The organism is Nostoc sp. FACHB-110 (assembly GCF_014697425.1).
Lineage (GTDB): Bacteria > Cyanobacteriota > Cyanobacteriia > Cyanobacteriales > Nostocaceae > Nostoc_B.
In genome coordinates this window covers 20,699-43,310 of record NZ_JACJRU010000033.1, presented here as the reverse complement: position 1 = coordinate 43,310, position 22,612 = coordinate 20,699, and the positions used below count along the sequence as shown (strand labels likewise).

The window sequence follows — 22,612 nt, the reverse complement described above, 5'->3', positions numbered from 1 at the left end:
AAGCATAAATATAATAGCAGTAGTTTTAGCTAGAGTGCCACGAATTGTCCCAAGAACCGCCGCCTATTTCTAAACCACACAAAGAACTCTGTGATTTTAGGATATTTGTAGATTGTTTGTCACTTATTTTTCGCAACTCCAAATTTAGATTTCCTTGCATGGTATCTCGACAACAGTAAATTAAACCATTGGTTGTCGGTGCGCGTAGGGGTGTACCTGGTAGATGCGTGGTTCCTGTCAACTCAATCTCGTAGTTTAAATTTCTAGCTTGCATTTGCCATCTACCCCAAGGTTGAATCTGCCATTGCACTTGGGAGTTCCAAGGGACAAATTCATAAAATTTACCTTGATAATGCACTCCTATCATGGCGACAGATTCCATCCACCACAACACACCGCGTCTACCACCGCCTGCGGTTAATGCTAAGTCGGGTTCACCGTCAAAGCAATTACAGTTTAGCCAAAACCATTTTTGCGGAAAAGCCCCACCCCAATTTTTTTCGCCGTAGGCTGGCGCGTGGGTAAATTCATAAATTTTGCCGTTCCAGTCTATCCAACCGCTAGCTAAACCATGCGCCATTAAAATTTGCCAGCCAGGCTCAAAAATCTGTAAAAATGACATCCAGCCAGCAGTTGATTGCTGAAGGCTATCTTGATTTCCCCATCCATATACGGGCTGAATTTCATATAACCAACGACAATAAAAACCTGTTGCAGGATCGCGGATAATTCCTTGATTGATATTAGCTGTAGCTTGATAACCTTCTTGAATATGTTGTTCAAATTCTGCGCTTAAGAGGTATAGGGGTTGAGTGTTGAGATTGGTTTTACCCCAATGTCCTAAAGCTAAGACATCTCGACTAGCCCAAAATTTATCTACATCTGGAAAAGTTCGGCATAAATATTCATCGTTGGGGCCGAGGATTTGGGCTGCACCACCACTGTAGGGTTTACCACCAATGGGATCTTCAATAGAGTACATGAAGGCAAAGGTTTGGCCGCAGTCTGGCAAGGTTACGCGATAATACCAGCCTTCAAAAAAACGGCGATCGCTGCCATCCCAATGATAACCGCTATGGGGTGTCTGAGATTTTTTAGGCCAGGAAAACATCAATTGCTCCCTCTCTCTCGTGGGAAGTTGACCATTTTGATACAACAGCTAATAACTGCATATATCTACCCCATACTAATTCTTTTGGCAGATGATAAACTCCCGACTCTAGATAGAACCATCGATGCAATTACAAATTGTATGCTGAATATCATTAAAAGCTAAGTAAAAAAAAGAACTTAAATTTATTGAGTTCTTTGGGGATAAATATTGCAATTTCCTGTGTAATAAGGTTTTAGCTTAAACAATACATAGTTTAGGAGTGTGATTAATAGTATGACAAATTCAGGCGATCGGGAAACTTATAACAGCGAAACTAGACAACAATCTTATACCGATAATTACGGTAACACTCACACCAACGTCACCCGCACCAGTGAAAGTGTGAATAACAATGTCAGTTCTTACAGAAATGGTTACGCCAATGGTCGAGAAATTGAGCGTAATTACCAACAAGCTAATTTAGCCGCCCGTGATAATGAAAATGCATCTCGTGGTTTACTGTTAGGAATTTTGCTCACTGCTTTAGCTGGCTTAATTGTGGGTGCATTTTGGTACTTTAATCAACCCAGAGAAACTGTAATTGAACAGACTCAACCAACATTCACTCCTTCACCTAGTAGTGACTTGTCAACGCCTACATTTACTCCCCAACCACAACAAACCACAATTATTGAAAGAACTAGAGAAGTACCTGTGGTAGTTCCGCAACAGTCAGCCCCATCTGTAACTGTACCTCCGTCTTCACCACAGATTAACGTTACAGTTCCGCCTCAACAACCTGCAACTTCTGGAACACAGACAACTTCTCCCAGTAATAGTTCTACAGATACTCCCGCTACTAAGAGTAAAACTAACAGTTCGGAAACTGCCATACCTCAAACTTCGGATCAGCCTAACAGTACTTCAGATACTGATTCTTCTACCACAGATAAGGGTAGCCCTCGATAAAAATGTCAGCGTAGAAGAGAATTTTTTCTGTCATAAAACCAATTTTTATCACCCGCAGAGGCGGGTTTTTCTTTTATAGCAGTAGTTGAAGTGGACTGAGACATTGATTTTGCGTCAGTCATGTTACAAAACTCAATATAAAAGTGACCAAAAAGTTGAATCTCTCTTAAGAAAATTTTTACTAATGTTGCGAGACATTAATGCTACTCAACTTTAGTAAAATAAATCCCACTTCAAATTAGAGGGTGGTACATTAAGAACAAGGTACAGAAAGGTTAAGTTTAAGTGAAGTAAGAAACTTGAAATTAGAGCCTGTACCTCCTGCTCTAAGATCGTTGCGATCGCCACTCAACTGTAACATCCTCATGTTAAGTGTTTTCACCTTGTATCTGTTGATTTTTATGGAGGTTTTGAACGTACAGCCAGAAATGCCTGCCTATTAGAATCAAGGATGTTCAGGTCTGAGCAAAACGATTGCAGAATTTGTCCAAATTATTTGAGTAATTTTCTCTGTTTTTTTTAATTTTCTCTAACTATTGCATATTGAATAAACCGCCTGAAGTTACTGATATTTATCGGTCGTAATTTCGGCGGTTTATAGCTTTGATTAGGGAAGAAGGTTTTGTGGTTTCTCAAGCTTATGACTATTGACTAACTAAAGTAATCACCGTCACTTCAGGCGGACAAAAAAATCTTCCTGGTCGATAAGTACCCAAGCCACGATTAACATATAACTGATTATTAGATACTTGATGCCATCCTTGCGACCATTCCCAATATCGGACTACTTTTGAACAGTCTCCAAATAAAAATGGAACCCAACGCCGGAGTTTTTTCGGTAATTTCTTCAGGAATTTTTTATAATAAAAAACAAGAGGGCCAAACCCTGGAATAACAATATGACCACCGTGAGTATGACCAGATAGTTGTAAATCTACTCGCCACTGTTCTAAGATTTTAGCTGTATCTGGGTTATGAGATAAAACTATCCGGGGTGTCAAAGGATCTATTTGATTCATCACAGGTGCAGGGTTAAATTCCCGCGACCAATAATCAGCTAGTCCTACTATTGGTAATTCTTTGCCAAAAGGATATGCTATTTCATTCCACAGAACATTCACACCAATGCTGGAAAAAGCATTTGTAACTTCTGCTTGAGAATGCTTGTAGTGTATATCGTGATTACCGAGTACAGCATAAATGCCGTAGCGACTTTGTAAATGTTTGAGTCGCATCACTAACTGATGAATAGGAGTAGGATCATCAGTCACATAATCACCTGTTAAAACAATTAAATCAGGTTCTAGTTCATTTGTAGCTGCGATCGCTTCTTGGAGTAATTCTTCAGATAAGCGCAATCCATCATAGTGAAAGTCTGATAATTGAATTAATTTTATGCCTTCTAAAGATGATGGAAGTTCGGCAATCTTAACCGTTATTTTATCTACACTTAAACGTCCTGTAAACAACCAATGCATAGTAAGATATCAACTCCTCTGATTAGCGTTTACAGCTTATCAAATAACAAAATATATATTAAAAAAATGTAAAAACTTAATGACAATTTATTCACTATCGAGAGTAATAACTGTTACTTCTGGTGGGCAAAATAACCTCCCTGGGAGATAAGTTCCTAAACCGCGATTTACATATAGCTGATTATTACCTATTCGATGGAAACCCTGCGCCCATTCCCAATGCTGCATAATAAAACTATCTCGACGCAAGCTAGGAACACGTCGTCTGATTTTTTTGGGGATAAATCTGATAATTTTTTGACGATAACCTAAAATTGCACCGAGTCCGGGAATAACTATTTGACCGCCGTGAGTATGACCAGATAATTGTAAATCTACTCGCCATGCTTGCAAGATTTCTGCAGTGTCTGGGTTGTGAGATAGGACAATGCGGGGTGTATGGGGGTCTAACTGATTCATGACTGGTAGAGGATTAAATTCCCGGGAATAACGGTCAGCTAGTCCAACCAGTGCTAATTCTTGACCAAAAGGATAGGCGACTTCATTCCATAATACTTGCACGCCAATGCGCGTTAAGGCGTTGGTAATTTCTGATTTTGAGTGTCTGTAATAGATATCATGATTACCTAGTATGGCATAGATACCAGCTTGAGCCTGTAAATGCTTGAGTTTTAATACTAATTCATGAATTGGTTGGGTGCTACTAGTAATATAATCACCTGTTAATAATACTAAATCTGGGGTGACTTGATTACTAAGTGCGATCGCTTTATCTAACATCTCATTAGATAAACGCAAACCATCATAGTGAAAATCTGACATCTGTACCAGCTTTTTACCTTGTAAACTTGCAGACAGACCAGCAATTTTAACCGTTAATTTTTCTACACTCAACGGCCCGGATAATAACCAATGCATACTAGTTTGAATAAAATTGAATAATAGAGGTTACAGTTTAGCCAATAGTTTTTTACTAAACCGTTGCAAATAAAACACTTTGTAAAAAGTTTATATATTTAGGCTTTCAATAGTTCAAATCCCCGAATTATCCTAGAAATCGGGGATCTAATCTTTTACGCAGGTATTACTATATAATTTAATACTATAAACGCCAAAGCTTTTTCAGCTGATTAATGAGAATATTCTGCCTTTTCTCAATAACTTCTGGTGTCCATTCTTTTTCTATTAACACTTGAGTAGTCAGTGCAAAATTAGAAATACCATTTTTAGTTGTAAAATATTTTTGCTTCTTCGTTGCAAAATCATAGTTGTTAGCTTGGCTATTTTTATAAGAAGATAGCAAAACTAAATTACCTAAACGGTGAACGTATTTTTCGCGTTCTTCCTGGGTAGCAAACCAATTATACCATTCACTCTGAGGAGATGGATTTTGTGGAAGTACGTGTTCAACTGTAATATTAGGAAAATCATACGATGGGTTGACTTCAGATAGTGCTGTATCTAAACGCTGTAAAACATAACGTATAATTTTCTTAATTAAATAAATGTCGCCGTTCAATATTTTAAGTATATCATTCTTTTCTTGAACACTCAATTGTAGTGGTGAATCTGGCAAAAATAAATCTTCTCCTTTATCAATAGAGTGTAATAGTTTACTGTAACGTTCAATGCGTTCGTTGATATTAGAACGCTGAATCATTAAACCAGAAGCCAGCCTGTCTAAATCAGAGAAAAATTTCAATAACAAATCAGGAGCATAATAATTTTTTGATAAATAAAGAATAGCTGGTGGTATCCAATCTGAATTATCAATCAATTGCAACCATTTAAACAAGTTATTAATTTCACTTTTCCAAAAATCACATTTATAGACTTGATTATTAATATCATAAAATGCTTCTGTTAATGGAAGTAAAGTTTCATCAATAAACTCTTGAGGCTTTTGAGTCGGTGTTGGTGTAACTCCTTTATAAAATTCTTTAAGTATACTTTCGCGTGGTTTTGACTTAGCATGAATCATTCTAATATGAGAAAAAATGCTCTTAAATACATCACGTCCTAGTTTTTCTTCTGCATCTTCCCATTTTTTGCTATATGTCTCTTGGTATTTGTCTGGGATTTTGCCAATAATTTCAGCCTTAAAAATGTCAGCATGGGATAAATCCATACCTCTATTATTCAATACAGAAAATATTCGATATGCTGAGTCGATATCAGGAGTTGAAACTATTACTAGAAAACATCTTTTAGTAAGAAATTGCAAAAATCGACTAATTTGAGTTTCAGAAAAAATTTGTAGTTTATTTAAATAAAACAATGTGTTATCTTTAAAATTTTTACAGCTATCTGAAAGTTTAATGTTACTCAATTGTTTTAACTTCTCAATACCTAGTTCTGATTGAATATATTCTTTAAAGAAATGTTCATCTCTGGAACGTACAGTTAAACGATAAATGTTATTTTCTGCATCAAAATCGTCTTCTTGATACAAATACTTAGTTGCTATGTGTTTTTTGTCTTTAGAAAGATATGTTCTCAATGCTGCTATTAATATAGTAAGTGTTGTCAAACGCTGCTGTCCATCAATAATCTGTGCATCTGGTTTATCTCCTTTAATAAGTACAATACTGCCTAAAAAATATGGATTAATATCGTCAATCCTTTCGTCGCTATCTCCCAAGGCGTTAAGTAAATCATCCAAAAGTTCTCCAGCTTCTTCTTTACCCCAAGCATAAGGACGTTGGAATAAAGGGATGGTAAAAACAAAATCATCACTAAACACTTTATGGATGGAAAGTTGATTAGCCTGAATTGTGACTGGACTCATTGGTATCTCCTTTTGTAGGGTAGTAGAATACACGCAAACTAAAGTTAGTGTTCCCAATGATCCGCACAATATTTGAGGTGGTGAGATAATTTTTGAGTGGTTTTAGGTGTGGTTACAAATTTTATCAATCGAGAGGCGATCGCCTAACAAAACAATTGAGCGTATTCAGGATAAAAGCAGAACTATAATAAATTAACGCAGGGCAATTTTTTTACTGAGAAAAATACATATAGTCACTATCAAAAAGGCAACCTCAGCTAATAAAAATGCACCGACTGATGTTAAACCGATTTGTTTAATGACTAGAGAGGCAATTGCAGTTCCGCCAGCACTACTACCAAAATATAAACCAGTACCCAAACCAGCCTGATTTGCAGGTATTTTGGCAAAAACTAAGGGAATCATACTGATAAAAACTAGACTAAAACTCACACCAAAAGCCAAAATTAGTATAATCGCAAAGATATCGTTATCATTTAATACTGTTAATCCCATTAAGCCAGTAATACTTCCTAACCCCAATAACATAGATTTATTCGCACCTAAATCTGTTATCCAATCACCCAAAGGTACAGAAGCAATTGCAGCTACTAAAAGTATCTCAGAAGCAATAAATTCTACATTTAATCCGGGTAGTTGAGCTTGTAATTTTTGGGGAAAAATAGAAAATAGCAAGTTAATTTCAAACCCAATAGCTAAACCAATCACAAAAATTAGCATTAATATTACACTTGGTGCTGAGGCTAAATCTTGATTACGAATAGCAGGATTAAAGGAATGTTTAGGAGTGAATGATTGTAAAATATACGCACCTAACATTAAAGCGATCGCTCCAACTATAAAAGCAATCGAAGCACCCATACTATAAAGTAAGGTATTCAATAATGGCTCAATCGCTGCTACCGTAGCCACAACAAGTACTAAGATAGCGTTGGCTTGCGGTAATTCTGTTGTGGGGGCAAACTGAGTTAAAAGTGCGATCGCCGGGCCACGAAATATAATTGTAGCTATTACCCAAACTGTCATCAATACGGGAATTATCCAACGGCTACCGATGGGTAAATTATGCTCAGTTAGTAAAGAAACAATAATAAAAATTAAGCCTGCCAACATTACCCCAAAGCTAATCATGGGCAAACGGCTACCTAATCGCTGCTGAATGCCATCAGAAATTTTGCCACTCAAGGGTTCAATAATGGCACATAGTAACCCTTGCAATATTCCCAGCCAACCTGCTAATTCGACAAATTGCAATTCTTTGAGAATTTTTGGCTGATAAAAAGTATATGCCATCCAACTCAAAGCGATCGCTGCGACTAAAGCAGCTAATCCCCAAACTTGCCGACGCAATATTTCACGGTGGGTGTTGAAAGAGTTAAACATTGTTCTGCCTCATACCCGTGATGTGATTTTAAGACAAGTTCTCTGAACAAAATCGCATTTAAAATTGCATATTTTAGGAATATACAAATAGAATTTTTGTACAATTAATCACATTTTTCTAAATATGCTGACGTGAATTATGTTTATATTTATGAATGATATTACTACTAAAAAAATAATTATGACATTACCTAATCAGGTAGATATATTCGTTACTTTATTTATATCAGGTTGATTATTTTACCTTGAGCAGCTACGCAAATGATTTAAAAGCCTGCTTAATTAAACCTTACATTATTATTGTCAGTGTTTAGATTTTTCAAACAGAATCATCAGTTCAAATCAATATTTCTTTGTAACAAGTATATAATTTATCACTTTAACAGTTAAGTTACTAGCTTTAATCAAGGGAGATATGACAGTCTTCAAATGTTAATTAAAGTTTAAGTATATTATAAATTATAAGTTATTCTAATATGAATATTATAAATTTAGTTGTTTACTAGTTAATAGAGCAAAAAACACATTATATATCCCTTCATTAACAATTTATTACTTTTGGTTGATGACAAAAAATATAAAATAATAGAGACATAAAAAATTATGTCTCTAGATAATTGAATGTGTGCGATCGCCACATTATTAAGTTGTAAATTATTAAAACTCAGATACTCACAAGAGCGACTTCTGGCTGCTCTGGTTGCGCTAAACCTTGAGTCAATTGTTGACAAAGCTCATCTATTTCTGAATCTCTTTGTTCAATAATCTGTTTAGCTAATGTGATTAGACGTGTGATATTTTCTGGACTTGCATCATCCATATTGTCATTAGCTTTAGTTAATTGTCTTTGGAAGCGGAAATATTGTTTAGGAAAACCATCAGCCTGAGGTAACATTTGCTCTAGCTGACAAGCTACAGATTCACTACTACCATCCAAGGTAATATTGAGTAATGGCTGCACCCATTGAACCAAACCCCAATCTACAGCTTGCGCGTAATTATATCGACGATTTAGAGAACCTGTACCTAATGAAACTACAAGAACATCGTTGATATTGAGAGGTTGTTTATTAGGCTGTTGCGGATCAGGTCTAGCAGAAGAAATTAATGCTTCCATAATTGCCAAAGAAGTAGGATTGTTTGCAAAAACACCTCCATCGACTAGGGCATAATAACCACTATTTGTTGGGTCTGCTGTATCAATTTTGTAAGGCTTAAAATAAGTTGGAGCAGCAGAAGTAGCCATTCCCGCTTGTTTCATTGTGTAGCCGTCACAAATTTTACGGAAATTTTCACCTAATTTTTGGTCTTTGACATTATTAACAAAGAAAATCGGCATTCGTAACTCGATATCATAGCTAGTAATAAAAATATCAGTTAATGCCTTTTTCAAGTGAGTATCTTGCAAAAATTCTGTTAAAACTTCGTCTCTACCTTTAGAAGAATATTTGGCTCTGACAATATCGTCTAACTTCAACAAGCTACTAACTGGTGACTCTGCAAAAATCCGCTTGCCATGTTTGCGGTATATGTCAATTAAATCCCCTGCTTTAAAATGCGGTTGATTTGGATAGTTGGGATGGGGTTTAGTCAAAGCCGTAGCCACAATTCCCCCAGTTGAAGTTCCAGCAATTAAGTTAAATAACTGACAAATCGGCTTACCTGTGCGCTTTTCGATTTCGTCTAAAATAATTGCTGGGATAATACCGCGAATACCGCCGCCGTCAATTGACAATATTTTGTAGCGATAAGCCATGTAATCTCCTGATTTTAATCTTGCTGGTAATTGTTTGAGATATAAACAAGCCAATTTTGCTGTAGATAGCTTTAATCATATAGTTGCTTTTAATACGACAACTTCAGTATTGATACTTGAGTATTTCCATAAAAATAGAGACCTGGAAATTTTGATTATCCAGGCCTCATATTTGACTTTTATTATCTCAGTGTTTTATAGCCAAGAGCTGATAAATTAGGGCATTCCAGAGCGTTAACGTCAGTAAAAATTTACCTTTTGCCTGCTGCCCTTTGCTTTCTGCTATAACTTAGAGCGTTAGAGATTGAGCATTAGTTTCAATTAACTTCGCCAAATCTTGCAAGAAAGCTGCTGCGTGTGCGCCGTAAATAATGCGGTGGTCACAAGTGATATTTACCTGCATTTGTTGACGCACTCCAAATAAACCGTCGGGTGTAGCCACAAGTTGTGGACGCGACGCACCGATCGCCAAAATTGAGCCTTGTCCAGGTGGTAAAATTGCATCAAATGTATCTACACCAAACATCCCCAGGTTAGACAAAGTAAAAGTACCAGTGGTATATTCGTCTGGTTGTAGCTGTTTGGCACGCGCACGGTCTACTAAAGATTTCCACGTACGTGACAGGGAGTAAATATCCACCATATCTGCATTCCGCAATACAGGTGTAATTAATCCGCCATCATCCATTGCCACAGCCACAGAAATATTAATATCAGAATGATAAACAATACCTTGGTCTGAATAGCTGGCGTTGAGCAATGGGTGTTTTTGCAAAGTTACGGCTACAGCTTTCGCTAACAGAGCCGTCATTGTCACGCCTTTAGATTTAATTTGTTTGTAAAGTTTGTCTAAGCCATCGGTAGTAATTGTGTAGCTAACACGGAACACAGGCGCAGATAAGCTAGCAACCATACCTTTAACTACAGCATTTTGCAAAGTAGTGAAAGGTACTACTTGGCCGGAAACTGCGCTACTAGAGGCGGGTACTGGCGCGGGTGCTGCTGCTACTGGTGCAGGTGGTTGAACTGGTGCAACAGTTGGTGCAGGGGTTGGTGCAACTGGTGTTGCAGCTGGTTTAGCCTTACCCACTACTGCTTCTACATCTTCAGCTACAATGCGACCGTAGGGGCCACTACCTTTGAGGCTGGTTAAATCAACTTTTAATTCTTTTGCTAACTTGCGAGCGCGAGGTGAAGCAACGAGTCTACCTTCTTTGTGGTTTGAGCCGTTACCGTTTTGGGCGGCTGCGGTGGGCGCGCCGACTGCTGCTGTGGCTGGTACTTTTGCAGGAGCGGGAGTTGTCGCCGCCCCACCAGAGTTAGCCAAAGATTTTGCGGCTTCAATTTCTGCTTCAGTTTCAGCTACATAAGCGATCGCACTGCCTACCGCCGCAGTGCCACCAGCTTCTACAATGATGTGTGCCAGATATCCTTCATAGAAGGTTTCTACATCCATGTCTGCCTTATCTGACTCGACAACCACCACTGTCTCGCCCTTTTCCACTTTATCTCCTGGCGATTTTACCCAGGAAACGATTTTACCTTCAGTCATGGTGGAACTAAGCGCCGGCATGAATATTTCGTGAATGCTCATATATGGTGGTTTCAGAATCGATAAATAATTTATGGACTTTAACAGCTTTTGCCAGATCGAATTGTATCTTGGCTAGAGAGTTTTAGACTTTCTATTTTATGTCACGGCTAGGAAACAATATCTGGCTGACACTGAAAATTATTAATTAACGGCTATTGTTGCAGCTTACAGGAGAGCTTTGGGACACAGAGCCGGATTGCACAAATGGTCTGAAGTCGCGCACCAATGAGGGAGTCGGGGCTTCCTCAATTCCCCCCACACCCTACACCCTGCCCCTTTTCCTCTTATTGACCAGCCTTACAATTGCTCACCTGCTACATCTCTAATAACTTCCACATCTAACTCTAATATCTCAGCTACTTCTTCTACACTCATTCCACGTTGCAGCAGCTTGGCAATCATTTCTGTTTTAACTTCTGCCTTGAGTTCTTGCTTGACTTCTTCTCTAACTTCTTCCCTAGCTTCTGCCTTGAGTTCTTGCTTGACTTCTTCTCTAACTTCTTCCCTAGCTTCTGCCTTGAGTTCTTGCTTGACTTCTTCTCTAACTTCTTCCCTAGCTTCTGCCTTGAGTTCTTGCTTGACTTCTTCTCTAACTTCTTCCCTAGCTTCTGCCTTGAGTTCTTGCTTGACTTCTTGCTTAACTTCTTCTCTAGCTTCTTCTTTTAACTCTTGATATACTCTTGTACCTCTAATTAATTCTAAACTTAACATCGCCTTTATCTCCTCCCTGCTCAAATTAGGAAACTTATTAACAAGAATCGCCTCTATTAATTCTAAAATTTTTCTTTGGATGGCTGTATCTTTGACTTCTGCTCTAGCTTGATTAACTAGCTGTTTAACTGATTCTTGGGCTTTTGGCTGACCTTCAACAATTAACTTCACAATTCCCAATCCTAATGATTTCTCGGGTGTATCTGCTATTTCGTCCAAATACAAGCAGATGAGATGTTCTTCTCTCAAAGAATTAAGACGCTCCGGAAAATCTACGTCATTTGTTCGAGCATCAAAAATGACTATAGCATACCAGTTAGGATTGATTGGTTGATATTGGTAGAAATAAAGCAGAATACTGCTAAATAATCTGTCGTAGAAGCGTTTATCTTTATAGCATTGAACTTCAACAAAATATATTGGTTCGTTAGCAGTAATTTCTGAGTTTGAATCTAAAGTTAAAAATATACCATCTAATCGAAAGCCAGTTTCTTTAATTTCTTGGCTTTTGAATTCGTAAAGATTTGTATTTGTTTCTGGTTTGCCAATTAGTTCAAAAAATATATTAGGAAATTCCTGAAAGAGTTTATAAAAAATCGTGTCTGTTTTCATCTAATTAGTAAGTAAATCGGCATTATTTTTTGAATTGTTCATTAGCTAACCTTGAATTAATGCTTGAAAGCGTTCATCATGCCGAATATTATCAAAATCAGTATCAGTTTTTGCCTTTTCTCGATATTCGTCAGGACTAATATTAATCGCTTGTTGCAGATTTTCTAATGTCTGCTCAATATTATCTTGAAGTGCATAACAGCAAGCTTTGTTGTACCAAGCTTGGTGTAAATCAGGTTTAAATTCTAAAGCTTTGTTGAAAGATGCGATCGCTTCTTCATTGCGTCCTAAATTCCATAGTGCTATCCCCCGGTTGTAGCAAGCTTGGTGTAAATCAGGTTTGATGCACAAGGCTTTGTCGTAGGAGTTAAGTGTTTCTTCATAACGTTCTAATTTACTGAGCGCATTCCCTCGATTGTTCCAAGCTTCGTGTTTATCTTGTTGAATAGACAAAGCTTTGTCAAAGGATGCAATTGCTTCTTCATTGTGTCCTAAATCATAGAGCGCGACCCCCCGATTGTACCAAGCTTGGTAGTACTCTGGGTGAATGGACAAAGCTTTATCGTAGGATGTAATCGCTTTTTCGTTGCGTCCTAAATTTCCTAGCAAATTTCCCCGATTATTCCAAGCTTCGTGGTCATCGGGTTGAATGGATAAAGCTTTATCATATGAGGCGAGTGCTTCTGCATTGTACCCTAAATTAAATAACACCAGCCCCCTGTTTTTCCAAGCTTCGTGGTAATCAGGTTGAATAGACAAGGCTTTATCGTAGGATGTGAGTGCTTCTTCATAGTGTCCTAAACCAAACAGCGCAGTTCCCCGGTTGCTCCAAGTTTCATAGTCATCAGGTTGAATTGACAATGCTTTGTCGAACGATTTGATCATTTCTTTATAATTTTGTCCAACCAAATGTAATATTTCCAGGTTAATCAGTAAATCACATTGCCGTTTCGGTGTTTGATTTTCTTCTACAATTAATTCTTGAACTCTGAGTATTTCCTTAGTTCTTTCCTCTGGGGTTAGAGTGAGATATCTATCATAATCTCCCTCCTGAATAACGCGCAATGACTCTTGTTCTAAAGTTTCTGAATCTATGGGAAATTCAAACAAACCAGAACGCCAATCAAAAAAGTCTGGCGCACGTTGAATAAAATATTTAATAGCAAATATCGGTAGCAAAAAGACAAAACAGATATTAAAATTATCTTTTAAACGTTCTCGTTGTTGGTTCAGGTTAATTAAAACAGGCGGTACACCTTTCCAACTATATGAATAAATATCTTTACTATTCCAACCTGTTAAGCTTTTGCATTCTTCATACTCATAAAACGAATGCTCTAAACCTGTAATAAATAAAACATTAATTTCTGATTTATTATCTAAATTATCAATTATTTCATATAAATTACTTACGGCTTGCTGAAGTCGCAACACTTGGATATTTTTATTACTAATATCTGCTTTTACCTTAGTAATTAACTGCTCACCCCCAGCCGGAGAGCAACGCACAAATAGTAATCCAAATCCTTCTGTAAAATTCAGCGTACGCACTAAGGCTTGATATTCTTCATCTGCTTGTGATGGTAAATCTTTATCCCAATCAGTTAGTTCTAGTGACATAGTTTTAACTGTAACAGAACGTTTTAGCTCCCCCCAACCCCCCCCTTAAAAAAGCGACGGTGTACATACAAATATTCGTGTAGTGCATCTGTCCCGCCTTGGAATGAATTCCGAGTCTCATAGCACAAGTCATCTGAAGATGACTCACCTAAAAATGTCTTCTAGTCCACGCTTTGTGGACTTTGGCTATGAGCCTGGAACTTTAGTTCAAGGCGGGATGCGGTTGAACATGAAAATTTTCGACTTGTGTGTACACCGTAGCTTCAAAAAGGGGGCTATTTTTCTGTTTACCCCCTTTTGAAGGGGATCGCCGTAGGCGGGGGGAGCTTGCAGCAATTACTATGGTGTTGCATTTATCTATCCCGGATACAATCGATTAAAGGTATCTTGAAATTCTTTAATTCCCTTAATTAGAGGATGAATATCATACCAAACTTGACTTTCTCCTTCTCCATTTAAATAACGATATTCTAAAATACAGCGATTAAATAATAAATCTCGATATAGTGGATCATTTACTATTTCTTTAGAATAATGCACGTTTGCTAATGCTTCCCATTGATTAGCAAAAACTGTATTGCGGTAAGTATTTCGCAACTCGCTCACAGAACGCAGTAAGGCTCTAGTCGGAATGGGTAAAGCGTTAGTGTATTTAATTGCCTCCTTCATTAATAATAATAAATTTCTCACATGACCTCCACTCATTAAGCACAGTCTTTCTAACGCTCCTCGCTCTTCAAACATATTCACAATAGATAAATTAGGGTCAATTAAACTTAGGCGTTTTTGCAGAATTTCTGTAACTTTATTAATACCTCGTTCATAAGGTTGATTATCAGGTGTTTGCACCATAATCATAGGCAGAACATGGGTATTACCATAAGTATTAGCGAGGTCGGCAGCACGATTAGAATAAAGTAAAGAAATTGGTACTGTGTACAGCAAATGACAATCTAAAGCTTGGAGTTGTTCGCTACGATCTAGAAAAATTTGGTCGTGATTAGTGCGTCCATCTTCTTGCGGTATGGGTACAATGCGGTCTAAGTTATCAGCAATTAATACTAGTTGAGAATATCCTTCAGGTAAGTTATTTTTAGCATCTTGAATAAACTTATTTAACGCCGCAATCAAAGTAACTGTATGGGGATTAATGCGTTCTCGAATTTTTTGACGTTGAGTTGGTTCTGTTCGTAAATTTGCGGTTAATTTAGCAAATTGAGAAATTTGCGCTTCGATACTTAAACTTTCTAAAGAAACTTTAGTTAGTGCTAAATCTTTTAAATCTTGCCAACGTTCTTGCAACCAATTCAACAAAACAGTTGGAGAAGTGCTATCTTTTAATGCTTCTACTAAGTGGCGAGTACAAGCTAAGAGAATATCAGTATATTGAGCATCTTCTGGATCAATATCTTCTTCATCGGCGGGAAAATAAACTACAAAGCAACCTGCGTCATCTAAAAATTTCTGTAAACGGAGTAATTCTGTAGATTTCCCTGCGCCACGATGACCTGCATAAAGTTGCGAGGTCATTCTATCTGAATATAAAATCTCTCGGCCGATTTCTACTAAGATATCGCCGTCTCCCCGCACTTCTGAACAATCAACATAAGCGGGATCGCCTGCGAGTAAAGGGCGAAACGGGTCAAAAACATTGTATATCCGCTTTAAAAGCGCAAAATCCGAGGTCATAAATATGAGTAGCTGAATTTAGCGCCATATTATCGCAAACTTACGGTTATAGGTAAACAATGAAGTGGGGGAAGAGGAAATCTTCTTTGCAAATAAAAATGACAAATGACGAACTTTATGTAGTAGTAATGTATGCTTACAGGAACTTTTCGCGGCTATCAGAGTCTATGATGTATTGACTTTTGGGAGTTAACTTTTGATTAACCCTACATACTACAAGTTTTTTAGTGCAATCGGATTGTTATATATGTTTATATTTTCTAGGCGAATGATAGAGGATTAAAGGCTAAACTTCAATTTAAAATTCAAAGTTAACAATTACTTCGTTTGAAATTTTTGTTTAGTTATGCTTTCAATTAAGTGGAAGTTTATTTTAATTTTGGTACTCAGTATGCTTGTTGCTACTGCTACTGGGGTTTATATTACTCAACATCAACCTCCGGCAACTGGTTTCAGTACTGTGAAGGAAGAAAAAGCACAATTTTCTGTTATGGGTAATTCGGAAAATGTTGAGGTTTACCCGGAACGAGTTGATTATAAAACTATACCTTTAGAGCAATTTAATTCTGTACTTCAAGGTAGTAATCCAGCAAATTTAGCGGTGAGTGTCATTGAAGATGTAGAGCCGGAAAAAGGAACTCGCAAAGTAGAAGTAGTTTATCCGCAGCCCAATCAGGCACTAGTAACAATTACACATATTCCTGATAATCGCAATTCGGCAAATTTGATTAAGTATCGAGTAGAGATGAATACTTTTGGGCGATCGCTATTAGTTAGTTCGCCTCCTGTTTGGCAAGTTATTTGGGCTGGCTCCCAGATGCAATGCAAAACCGGGAGTCGCCTAAATAAAAGTATGAAGTGTAAAGTGTGAAGTCTGAAAATTTCATCCTTCAGACTTCACATTTAATTAGAGATCGCCGCGAATATCTTCGACAATGCCATCGCGTAGCACGATTTCAACTTGCATTTTGCTAATCAAGTTATCACCACGTTCGACACGGAAAAAGCCTTCCATCTGAAATTGATTGACTTCTTGATCTAACTCAAGCAATTGCACTTGCTGGAGATTTTGCAGCATTTGATTTTTTTGTTCTAAAAATTCACTTTTCTTTTGGTTGACTTGCAGCTGAATGTTGTCGATTTGTTGCAGAGTTTGGGGACTAGGTGGTTGAATACTCTGCTTTTGAATAGCCGAAATCGCTCTTTGTCCTTCTAGATCGAGTTGTTGTAATTGCTGATCTAGTTGATTGATTTGTGCTTGCAACTGCTGTTGTACTTCCTCTTTCCACAAGGGAGTCACAATAACTTTGACATTAACAATGCGCTTCAAAAGTAGATTAGGGTTGGAGACATCCATATTTCGCGTTCACTCTATATAGTTTGTTTGCAGTTGAAATTATCAGGTAAACATACTGTTAATCAGGTCGTGGTAGCGATCTGCAACAATGTGTCGCCGGATTTTTAGTGTTTGAGTCATCAAGCCATTTTCAATCGAAAATGGTTCTAAAATCAGTCGAAATGGCCCAATGCGGTCATCTAAACGATAACCTGGACGGTTCTGCACTTCCCGATTCAATTCTTGCCGAAACAAATCCTGGATTATTTTACTCTCCAGGTCAACAGAAGTGCTGAATTCTGAAGGCTGAGTTCCTGGTTCTGTGGGTAGATTTAGTTGTAGATTTTGAGTTTCAGCCCATTTTGCTAAGGCTTCGAGATTAGGGATGATTAAAGCGCCGAGACTGCGCTGATCTTGACCAACCAGCATGATTTGGTCAATATAAGGCGATCGCAAACACGCATCCTCAATTGGCTGTGGCTCGATGTTTTCCCCGTTGGTCAAAACAATTGTATCTTTTGCCCTGCCAGTCAACACTAAATCATTTTCGGGTGTGACCCAACCCAAGTCGCCACTGTCAAACCATCCTTCAGAATCAATTGCTTTGGCTGTTGCTTCGGGGTTTTGGTAGTAACCTTGCATAATTTGTGGCCCTCGCAACAGCACCAAACCTCGTTCTCCTGTTGGTAAAGGCTGGCGATTTTCAGGATCTACAATTTTAACTTCTGTGCCAGAAATCGGTTGACCGGATGAACCCCGGAAATTGCGCCACGGACGGCGGGCATTAGTTACAGGCGAAGTTTCTGTTAAACCGTAACCTTGTAAAATCTCTACACCAATAATTTCAAAAAAGTTATCAATGTGTCTGGGTAACGCACCGCCACCACTAATGACTTGTTTGATGCGTCCGCCTGTGGCTTCTCTGACTTTGGCGTAAACTAACCGTTCTCCCAAAAGATGAAACGGTAACAAAGTCAATGCTTGTACCTTAGCTGCGACTCGTTCAACAGGTGAAGCGTGAATATGATCTAAACACAGCCCTTGGGCAATGCGTTGCGCTTTGATATACTTTTCGCTCATCCCCAATAAAAAGTTAATTAGGCGTTGCTTGTTTGCGGGTTGATCACGAAATTGTTTTTGCACTCCTTCATAAATTGATTCCCACAGCCGAGGTACACCAATCATGAAATGTGGCTGAAATTCTTTTAAATCGCGTTTGACAGAACGCAAGTTAGTATAAATTTGTGTGCAACCTTGAGCCAATAAAAAGTATTCACCACTGCGTTCGTAGCTGTGCCAAGTAGGGAGAATACTTAAAACAATGTCGCCTGGTTCTGGCTGAACTATTGCCCGGAGGTATCTAACTTGGTGCATTAAGTTACCGTGAGATAACATGACCCCTTTGGGTTTACCTGTAGTGCCAGAGGTGTAAATCAAAGTTGCTAAGGCATCGGGAGTTTGATTAACTCTAACTAAGGTTGTATTAGCACCAATATCTTGTAACTGGGAAAAATTCAATATTTTGAGAGAGTCGTCTGTTGGCGGTGCTTCATCAGAAAGTAAGATAACTATCCGAATTGGTAGGTCTTTTAGCCTTTCGCGCAGTCTAGTTAAGGTTTTGACATCTTCAACGACTAAAACTGTACTGCCACTGTTAGCAATGATAAATAAAAGTTCCTCTTTTTCGGCTTGGGAACTGCGTACTGCATTCACCCCGCCAGCCGTCATGATGCCTTGGTCGGCAATTAACCAGCGAGGACTATTATCTGCTATTAAAGAAACGCGATCGCCTGCTTGTAATCCTAAAGCTTGTAAACCTGCTGCGAATTGTTGAATTTGATCCGTTAACTGGCTATAAGTAATGACGGTTTCTGGTTTCGAGTGAGGATTCTTCAGCGCGACTATATTACCAAATTGCTTGGCAGCTAATGGCCAAATCTCGGAGATTAAATTTACTTTTGAGTAATCTATAGCACCTTTTAATGCCAGCCTTTCTCTTTCGGAGATGTTAGATAATATTGATGATTCTGTTTGGATGTTTGACATAACACATGACCTAGAAGTGTAGTGTTTTTTTACCAGATTATTCTGCTACTACGCTACAATATCCCTCCTGATTATTTACAACGCTGATTGTGTCAGCTATTTCACAAAATCCTCGGTTGTATTGATAAAAATTTATGTTAAAGTGAAATTATATAAACTGCAAACAATACATCCTCAAATTAGCCTGAAGACTAATGTTTGCAGAAATTAATAGCGACCACCTAAATTTTTCATGGGGGTGATTACCTATAGCTTTCGCCGATGCTGTGTTCTTAACCCTGATCAATATTGCTGCCTGTTTAGCTTTACCTAGGCTTCTTTCGACGATTCTGGCTAAGGCAAAATCTACTCAAGCATCTACATTTACTGATGCCGAAAACACCAGAATTGAAATTACAGCTTTTCCATACTGTACGGTCTATTCATTGACAGGTACTCAATTTTGTAAATTTAGTCCACATTTCTGTTCTCGATGTTCTAGCTAATCGTTACTCTGCATAAAAAGTCTCTGCACAATCGTTAATAGTTATGTTGGGAATCGAACTATTAACAATAAATTATTCTCTCCAGTTTGTCAGCGATTTGAGTGCGTAAAGCTTTAGTACAATTTCTCAGATAAGAGGTAATGGTTAAGTAACCATTACCTTTTGTCTATCATAGGCATAAAATTTTGCTCGGAATTTTGGAGCAAATGATTATTCGCTGTTTAACTGTCAATTTTTTATTTAATACTATGACTGCTACTATAGGAATCCTATTTGATTTCTGAAAGAAAATCTGTACATCCCAAAATCGCTCTTTCCTACTCACTACTCCCAGGCTACGCAGATAATTTCCCTAATCAAACCGGATTTTTATAATTGTTTATCTCCTTTTATTATTTACAAAACTAAACATTTGTCTAGCTTATAGATATCAAAAGAAAATCAAAATATCGAATGTAGTTTATTTGACTAATTATGTTTCACACTAGATAAATAGCAAATAAATTTTTGAAGGAGGGCGTTTATATGAGTCTAATGGATGGACTATTGCTAACGCTGCTAAATACGGTTGCTTGTTTAGTATTACCAAAAATCCTTTCTGTCGTCTTAGCTAAGAAAACCAAACCACAATATCAAATTCAACAAGTCAGAGAATCATCCCCTGCTAATGCAGAAATGCCAGGTTTAGTGGATGCAGTTTAACAAAAATTGATTAACTGCTTTCGGCGATCGCTACTCAACTAGATAATGTAAAAGTCAATAGCTGTAACCAAATCAATTTAATTATTTGACTAAAACCTTTATTATACGCGATCGCCTCACGCAATTATTTGCGCCTTTCCCGCCGCCACTTTTCTTTAACTAAACGAATTTCATCAAAGCTATAAGCAGTACCCAGTTGTTCTTTTAATGGTGTCAGGGGAATATCACCAAGCACTTCTAAGACTTGCCAAATTTTTTGATGACGTTCTAAAGGTACAATCTGGTTTAAATCTACAGGCTGATTTTTTTCGATTAATTTTGCTAAATGACCTACAACTGTAGATGGGCTAATTTTGCGATGTTTGGCAATTTCCGCAACACTTAAGCCTTGTTGATGTAACTGTAGAGTTTGCAATTCAGTGCCAGAAATTAAGCTGAGTGAAGATGTCATATCAACATCAGCATTCACAGAACTTTTCGCATCACGATAAGCCCGAATTTCTGCCAAAAACTTTTCACCATATTGGGCTAGTTTATGACTGCCAACACCAGATAATTTACCAAACTCAACTAAAGTTTTAGGTTGTACCTGTGCCATCAATTTTAATGTCGAGTCGTGAAAGATAACATAAGGTGGGACAGATTGTTCATCAGCCAGTTGTTTACGTAGCGATCGCAATTTATATAATAATTCTTCTGACTCAGCAACCTTAGGATTATCTTCAATTAAAGTTACTTTTGCTGTTTTAGATATAGCAATTTCCACTTTACGTTGTCGCCGCATTACTTCCCAACTATGGGCATTTAATTTTAAAACAGAATACCCATCACTAGTTTGTTCTAGCAAACCTTGATGTAAAAGCGATCTCCCCAACATTCGCCATTCATCAACGCTTTTATCTTTGCCAATACCATAAGTAGAAAGTTTGTCATGTTCGTATTGCGTAATCTTTTGATTTTTCGCACCCCGCAACACATCAATAATATGCAGCATCCCAAATCTTTCTTTGCAACGCGCCACACAAGATAAAAACTTCATCGCTTCAATTGTCCAGTCTTCCACAGGTTTGGGATAACGGCAATTATCACAGTTATGGCAATTGCCAATAAATCTTTCGCCAAAATAACCGAGTTGAATTGTGCGCCGACAATCTGTACCTTCGGCGTAATCTATCATTTGCCGCAATTGTTGTTTGGCAATCAATTGTTCTTGGGCATCGGTTTTTTGGTTAATACTCCATTCAATCGTTTTAATATCACCAAAACTAAAAAAGATAGTACAGCGTGATGATTCGCCATCTCTGCCCGCCCTACCAGATTCTTGATAGTAACTTTCTAAATTTCGCGGAATATCAAAGTGAATGACTAACCGCACATCGGGTTTATTAATTCCCATGCCAAAGGCGATAGTTGCCACCATCACCCGCGCATCATCTCGAATAAATCGCGTTTGATTATTGCTGCGTTCTTCGTCTGTTAATCCGGCATGATAAGGCAGAACGGAAACCTTATCATTTTGCAATTTAAAAGTTAATTCATCAACTTTTTTGCGAGTTAGACAATAAACAATCACTGCGCCTTCAGTTTCTCGAATTAATTCTAATAATTCAGCGTAAGCATATTTAGTTTTAGGGCGAACTTCATAATAAAGATTTTGCCGATTAAAACTAGCGATGTGAATGCTTGGTTGTTTTAAGCCAATTTGTTGAATGATATCAGAACGGACGCGCTCAGTCGCCGTTGCTGTCAGCGCAATTGTCGGTACATTTGGATAACGCGATCGCAATGAGCGCAACTGACGATATTCTGGACGAAAATCATGTCCCCACTCAGAAACACAATGCGCCTCATCAATTGCAAAAGTCGAAATCCCAACTTGGTGATGAACTAAATCGAGAAACGGTAGAAATCTTTCACTCATAAGCCGTTCTGGGGCGACGTAGAGTAATCTTACCTTACCGTTGAGGATGGCTTCTTCCCGCGATCGCACCTGATAAGGATTTAAACTGCTATTGAGAAACGTGGCACTAATATTATTATTTCGCAGTGCTTCTACTTGGTCTTGCATCAGTGCAATTAACGGCGATACTACTACCGTCAATCCCTTCTTGATTAATGCAGGTAGTTGAAAGCACAAAGACTTGCCCCCACCAGTTGGCATTACTACCAGCAAATCTCGATTTTGTAGCGCATCTTCGATAATTTGTCGCTGTCCAGGACGAAAATTATCATAACCGAAGTGATATTTTAACGCCTGTTCGAGATTGGGATACTGAAGCATAGCGATCGCTTGTTTAGTTGCCTGCTGCGTAAGTAGGGGATATCAAGATTATAAAAGCACTAAATCCTC

16 protein-coding genes are annotated in these 22,612 nt (G+C 38.0%); 3 read left to right on the top strand and 13 right to left on the bottom strand.

Features of this window, described 5'->3' with window-relative positions:
- Window positions 1-25 precede the first annotated feature (25 nt).
- On the bottom strand, window positions 26-1,111 hold the full coding sequence (locus tag H6G69_RS24320) for a tocopherol cyclase family protein (protein ID WP_190691693.1): 1,086 nt from the start codon (window positions 1,109-1,111) through the stop codon (window positions 26-28).
- Between the two features lie 276 nt (window positions 1,112-1,387).
- Here H6G69_RS24320 and H6G69_RS24315 point away from each other — a divergent pair, with 276 nt between their 5' ends.
- A complete protein-coding gene (locus H6G69_RS24315; protein ID WP_190691692.1) occupies window positions 1,388-2,062 on the top strand; it encodes a hypothetical protein in 675 nt (224 codons plus the stop codon).
- Window positions 2,063-2,706: 644 nt separating this feature from the next.
- On the opposite strand, the gene H6G69_RS24310 is transcribed toward H6G69_RS24315, so the two are convergent.
- The 9 genes from H6G69_RS24310 to H6G69_RS24270 form a co-directional block, all read right to left on the bottom strand.
- Window positions 2,707-3,540: a metallophosphoesterase gene (locus H6G69_RS24310; protein ID WP_190691691.1), complete on the bottom strand. Its 834-nt coding sequence runs from the start codon at window positions 3,538-3,540 to the stop codon at window positions 2,707-2,709.
- Window positions 3,541-3,627: 87 nt separating this feature from the next.
- Window positions 3,628-4,458, bottom strand: coding sequence for a metallophosphoesterase (locus tag H6G69_RS24305; protein WP_190691690.1), 831 nt, complete (start codon window positions 4,456-4,458; stop codon window positions 3,628-3,630).
- 184 nt (window positions 4,459-4,642) lie between these two features.
- A complete protein-coding gene (locus H6G69_RS24300) occupies window positions 4,643-6,328 on the bottom strand; it encodes a DUF262 domain-containing protein (RefSeq protein ID WP_190691689.1) in 1,686 nt (561 codons plus the stop codon).
- Between the two features lie 192 nt (window positions 6,329-6,520).
- A complete protein-coding gene (locus H6G69_RS24295) occupies window positions 6,521-7,711 on the bottom strand; it encodes an MFS transporter (RefSeq protein WP_190691688.1) in 1,191 nt (396 codons plus the stop codon).
- Window positions 7,712-8,375: 664 nt separating this feature from the next.
- A complete protein-coding gene (locus H6G69_RS24290) occupies window positions 8,376-9,521 on the bottom strand; it encodes a patatin-like phospholipase family protein (RefSeq protein ID WP_242072172.1) in 1,146 nt (381 codons plus the stop codon).
- Between the two features lie 235 nt (window positions 9,522-9,756).
- Window positions 9,757-11,061, bottom strand: coding sequence for a dihydrolipoamide acetyltransferase family protein (locus H6G69_RS24285; RefSeq protein ID WP_190691687.1), 1,305 nt, complete (start codon window positions 11,059-11,061; stop codon window positions 9,757-9,759).
- A gap of 297 nt (window positions 11,062-11,358) precedes the next feature.
- Window positions 11,359-12,384, bottom strand: a complete 1,026-nt coding sequence (locus H6G69_RS24280; protein WP_190691686.1) for an Rpn family recombination-promoting nuclease/putative transposase — start codon at window positions 12,382-12,384, stop codon at window positions 11,359-11,361.
- A gap of 45 nt (window positions 12,385-12,429) precedes the next feature.
- Complete coding sequence (locus H6G69_RS24275; protein WP_190691685.1) at window positions 12,430-14,004, bottom strand: tetratricopeptide repeat protein; 1,575 nt, start codon at window positions 14,002-14,004, stop codon at window positions 12,430-12,432.
- Window positions 14,005-14,361: 357 nt separating this feature from the next.
- Entirely contained in the window at window positions 14,362-15,693 is a 1,332-nt protein-coding gene (locus H6G69_RS24270; protein WP_190691684.1) for an AAA family ATPase, read from the bottom strand.
- 391 nt (window positions 15,694-16,084) lie between these two features.
- On the opposite strand from H6G69_RS24270, the gene H6G69_RS24265 reads away from it, so the two are divergent.
- Entirely contained in the window at window positions 16,085-16,564 is a 480-nt protein-coding gene (locus H6G69_RS24265; RefSeq protein ID WP_242072171.1) for a hypothetical protein, read from the top strand.
- Between the two features lie 36 nt (window positions 16,565-16,600).
- On the opposite strand, the gene H6G69_RS24260 is transcribed toward H6G69_RS24265, so the two are convergent.
- Together H6G69_RS24260 and H6G69_RS24255 are read right to left on the bottom strand one after the other, a co-directional pair.
- Entirely contained in the window at window positions 16,601-17,050 is a 450-nt protein-coding gene (locus tag H6G69_RS24260; protein ID WP_190691682.1) for a YlqD family protein, read from the bottom strand.
- 42 nt (window positions 17,051-17,092) lie between these two features.
- A complete protein-coding gene (locus tag H6G69_RS24255; protein ID WP_190691681.1) occupies window positions 17,093-19,075 on the bottom strand; it encodes a long-chain fatty acid--CoA ligase in 1,983 nt (660 codons plus the stop codon).
- A gap of 1,010 nt (window positions 19,076-20,085) precedes the next feature.
- On the opposite strand from H6G69_RS24255, the gene H6G69_RS24250 reads away from it, so the two are divergent.
- The gene (locus H6G69_RS24250) at window positions 20,086-20,262 is read left to right on the top strand and encodes a hypothetical protein (protein ID WP_190691680.1); all 177 of its coding nucleotides are present in this window, start codon (window positions 20,086-20,088) and stop codon (window positions 20,260-20,262) included.
- A gap of 124 nt (window positions 20,263-20,386) precedes the next feature.
- Here H6G69_RS24250 and recQ read toward each other — a convergent pair whose 3' ends face one another.
- Entirely contained in the window at window positions 20,387-22,543 is a 2,157-nt protein-coding gene (gene recQ, locus H6G69_RS24245) for a DNA helicase RecQ (protein ID WP_190691679.1), read from the bottom strand.
- Window positions 22,544-22,612: the final 69 nt, after the last annotated feature.

What these genes read in the sequence shown, in the direction of transcription:
- H6G69_RS24320 (WP_190691693.1), bottom strand. Translation starts at nt 1,111, where the DNA reads ATGTTTTCCTGGCCTAAAAAATCTCAGACACCCCATAGCGGTTATCAT.
- H6G69_RS24315 (WP_190691692.1), top strand. Translation starts at nt 1,388, where the DNA reads ATGACAAATTCAGGCGATCGGGAAACTTATAACAGCGAAACTAGACAA.
- H6G69_RS24310 (WP_190691691.1), bottom strand. Translation starts at nt 3,540, where the DNA reads ATGCATTGGTTGTTTACAGGACGTTTAAGTGTAGATAAAATAACGGTT.
- H6G69_RS24305 (WP_190691690.1), bottom strand. Translation starts at nt 4,458, where the DNA reads ATGCATTGGTTATTATCCGGGCCGTTGAGTGTAGAAAAATTAACGGTT.
- H6G69_RS24300 (WP_190691689.1), bottom strand. Translation starts at nt 6,328, where the DNA reads ATGAGTCCAGTCACAATTCAGGCTAATCAACTTTCCATCCATAAAGTG.
- H6G69_RS24295 (WP_190691688.1), bottom strand. Translation starts at nt 7,711, where the DNA reads ATGTTTAACTCTTTCAACACCCACCGTGAAATATTGCGTCGGCAAGTT.
- H6G69_RS24285 (WP_190691687.1), bottom strand. Translation starts at nt 11,061, where the DNA reads ATGAGCATTCACGAAATATTCATGCCGGCGCTTAGTTCCACCATGACT.
- H6G69_RS24280 (WP_190691686.1), bottom strand. Translation starts at nt 12,384, where the DNA reads ATGAAAACAGACACGATTTTTTATAAACTCTTTCAGGAATTTCCTAAT.
- H6G69_RS24275 (WP_190691685.1), bottom strand. Translation starts at nt 14,004, where the DNA reads ATGTCACTAGAACTAACTGATTGGGATAAAGATTTACCATCACAAGCA.
- H6G69_RS24270 (WP_190691684.1), bottom strand. Translation starts at nt 15,693, where the DNA reads ATGACCTCGGATTTTGCGCTTTTAAAGCGGATATACAATGTTTTTGAC.
- H6G69_RS24265 (WP_242072171.1), top strand. Translation starts at nt 16,085, where the DNA reads ATGCTTGTTGCTACTGCTACTGGGGTTTATATTACTCAACATCAACCT.
- H6G69_RS24260 (WP_190691682.1), bottom strand. Translation starts at nt 17,050, where the DNA reads ATGGATGTCTCCAACCCTAATCTACTTTTGAAGCGCATTGTTAATGTC.
- H6G69_RS24255 (WP_190691681.1), bottom strand. Translation starts at nt 19,075, where the DNA reads ATGTCAAACATCCAAACAGAATCATCAATATTATCTAACATCTCCGAA.
- H6G69_RS24250 (WP_190691680.1), top strand. Translation starts at nt 20,086, where the DNA reads ATGAGTCTAATGGATGGACTATTGCTAACGCTGCTAAATACGGTTGCT.
- recQ (WP_190691679.1), bottom strand. Translation starts at nt 22,543, where the DNA reads ATGCTTCAGTATCCCAATCTCGAACAGGCGTTAAAATATCACTTCGGT.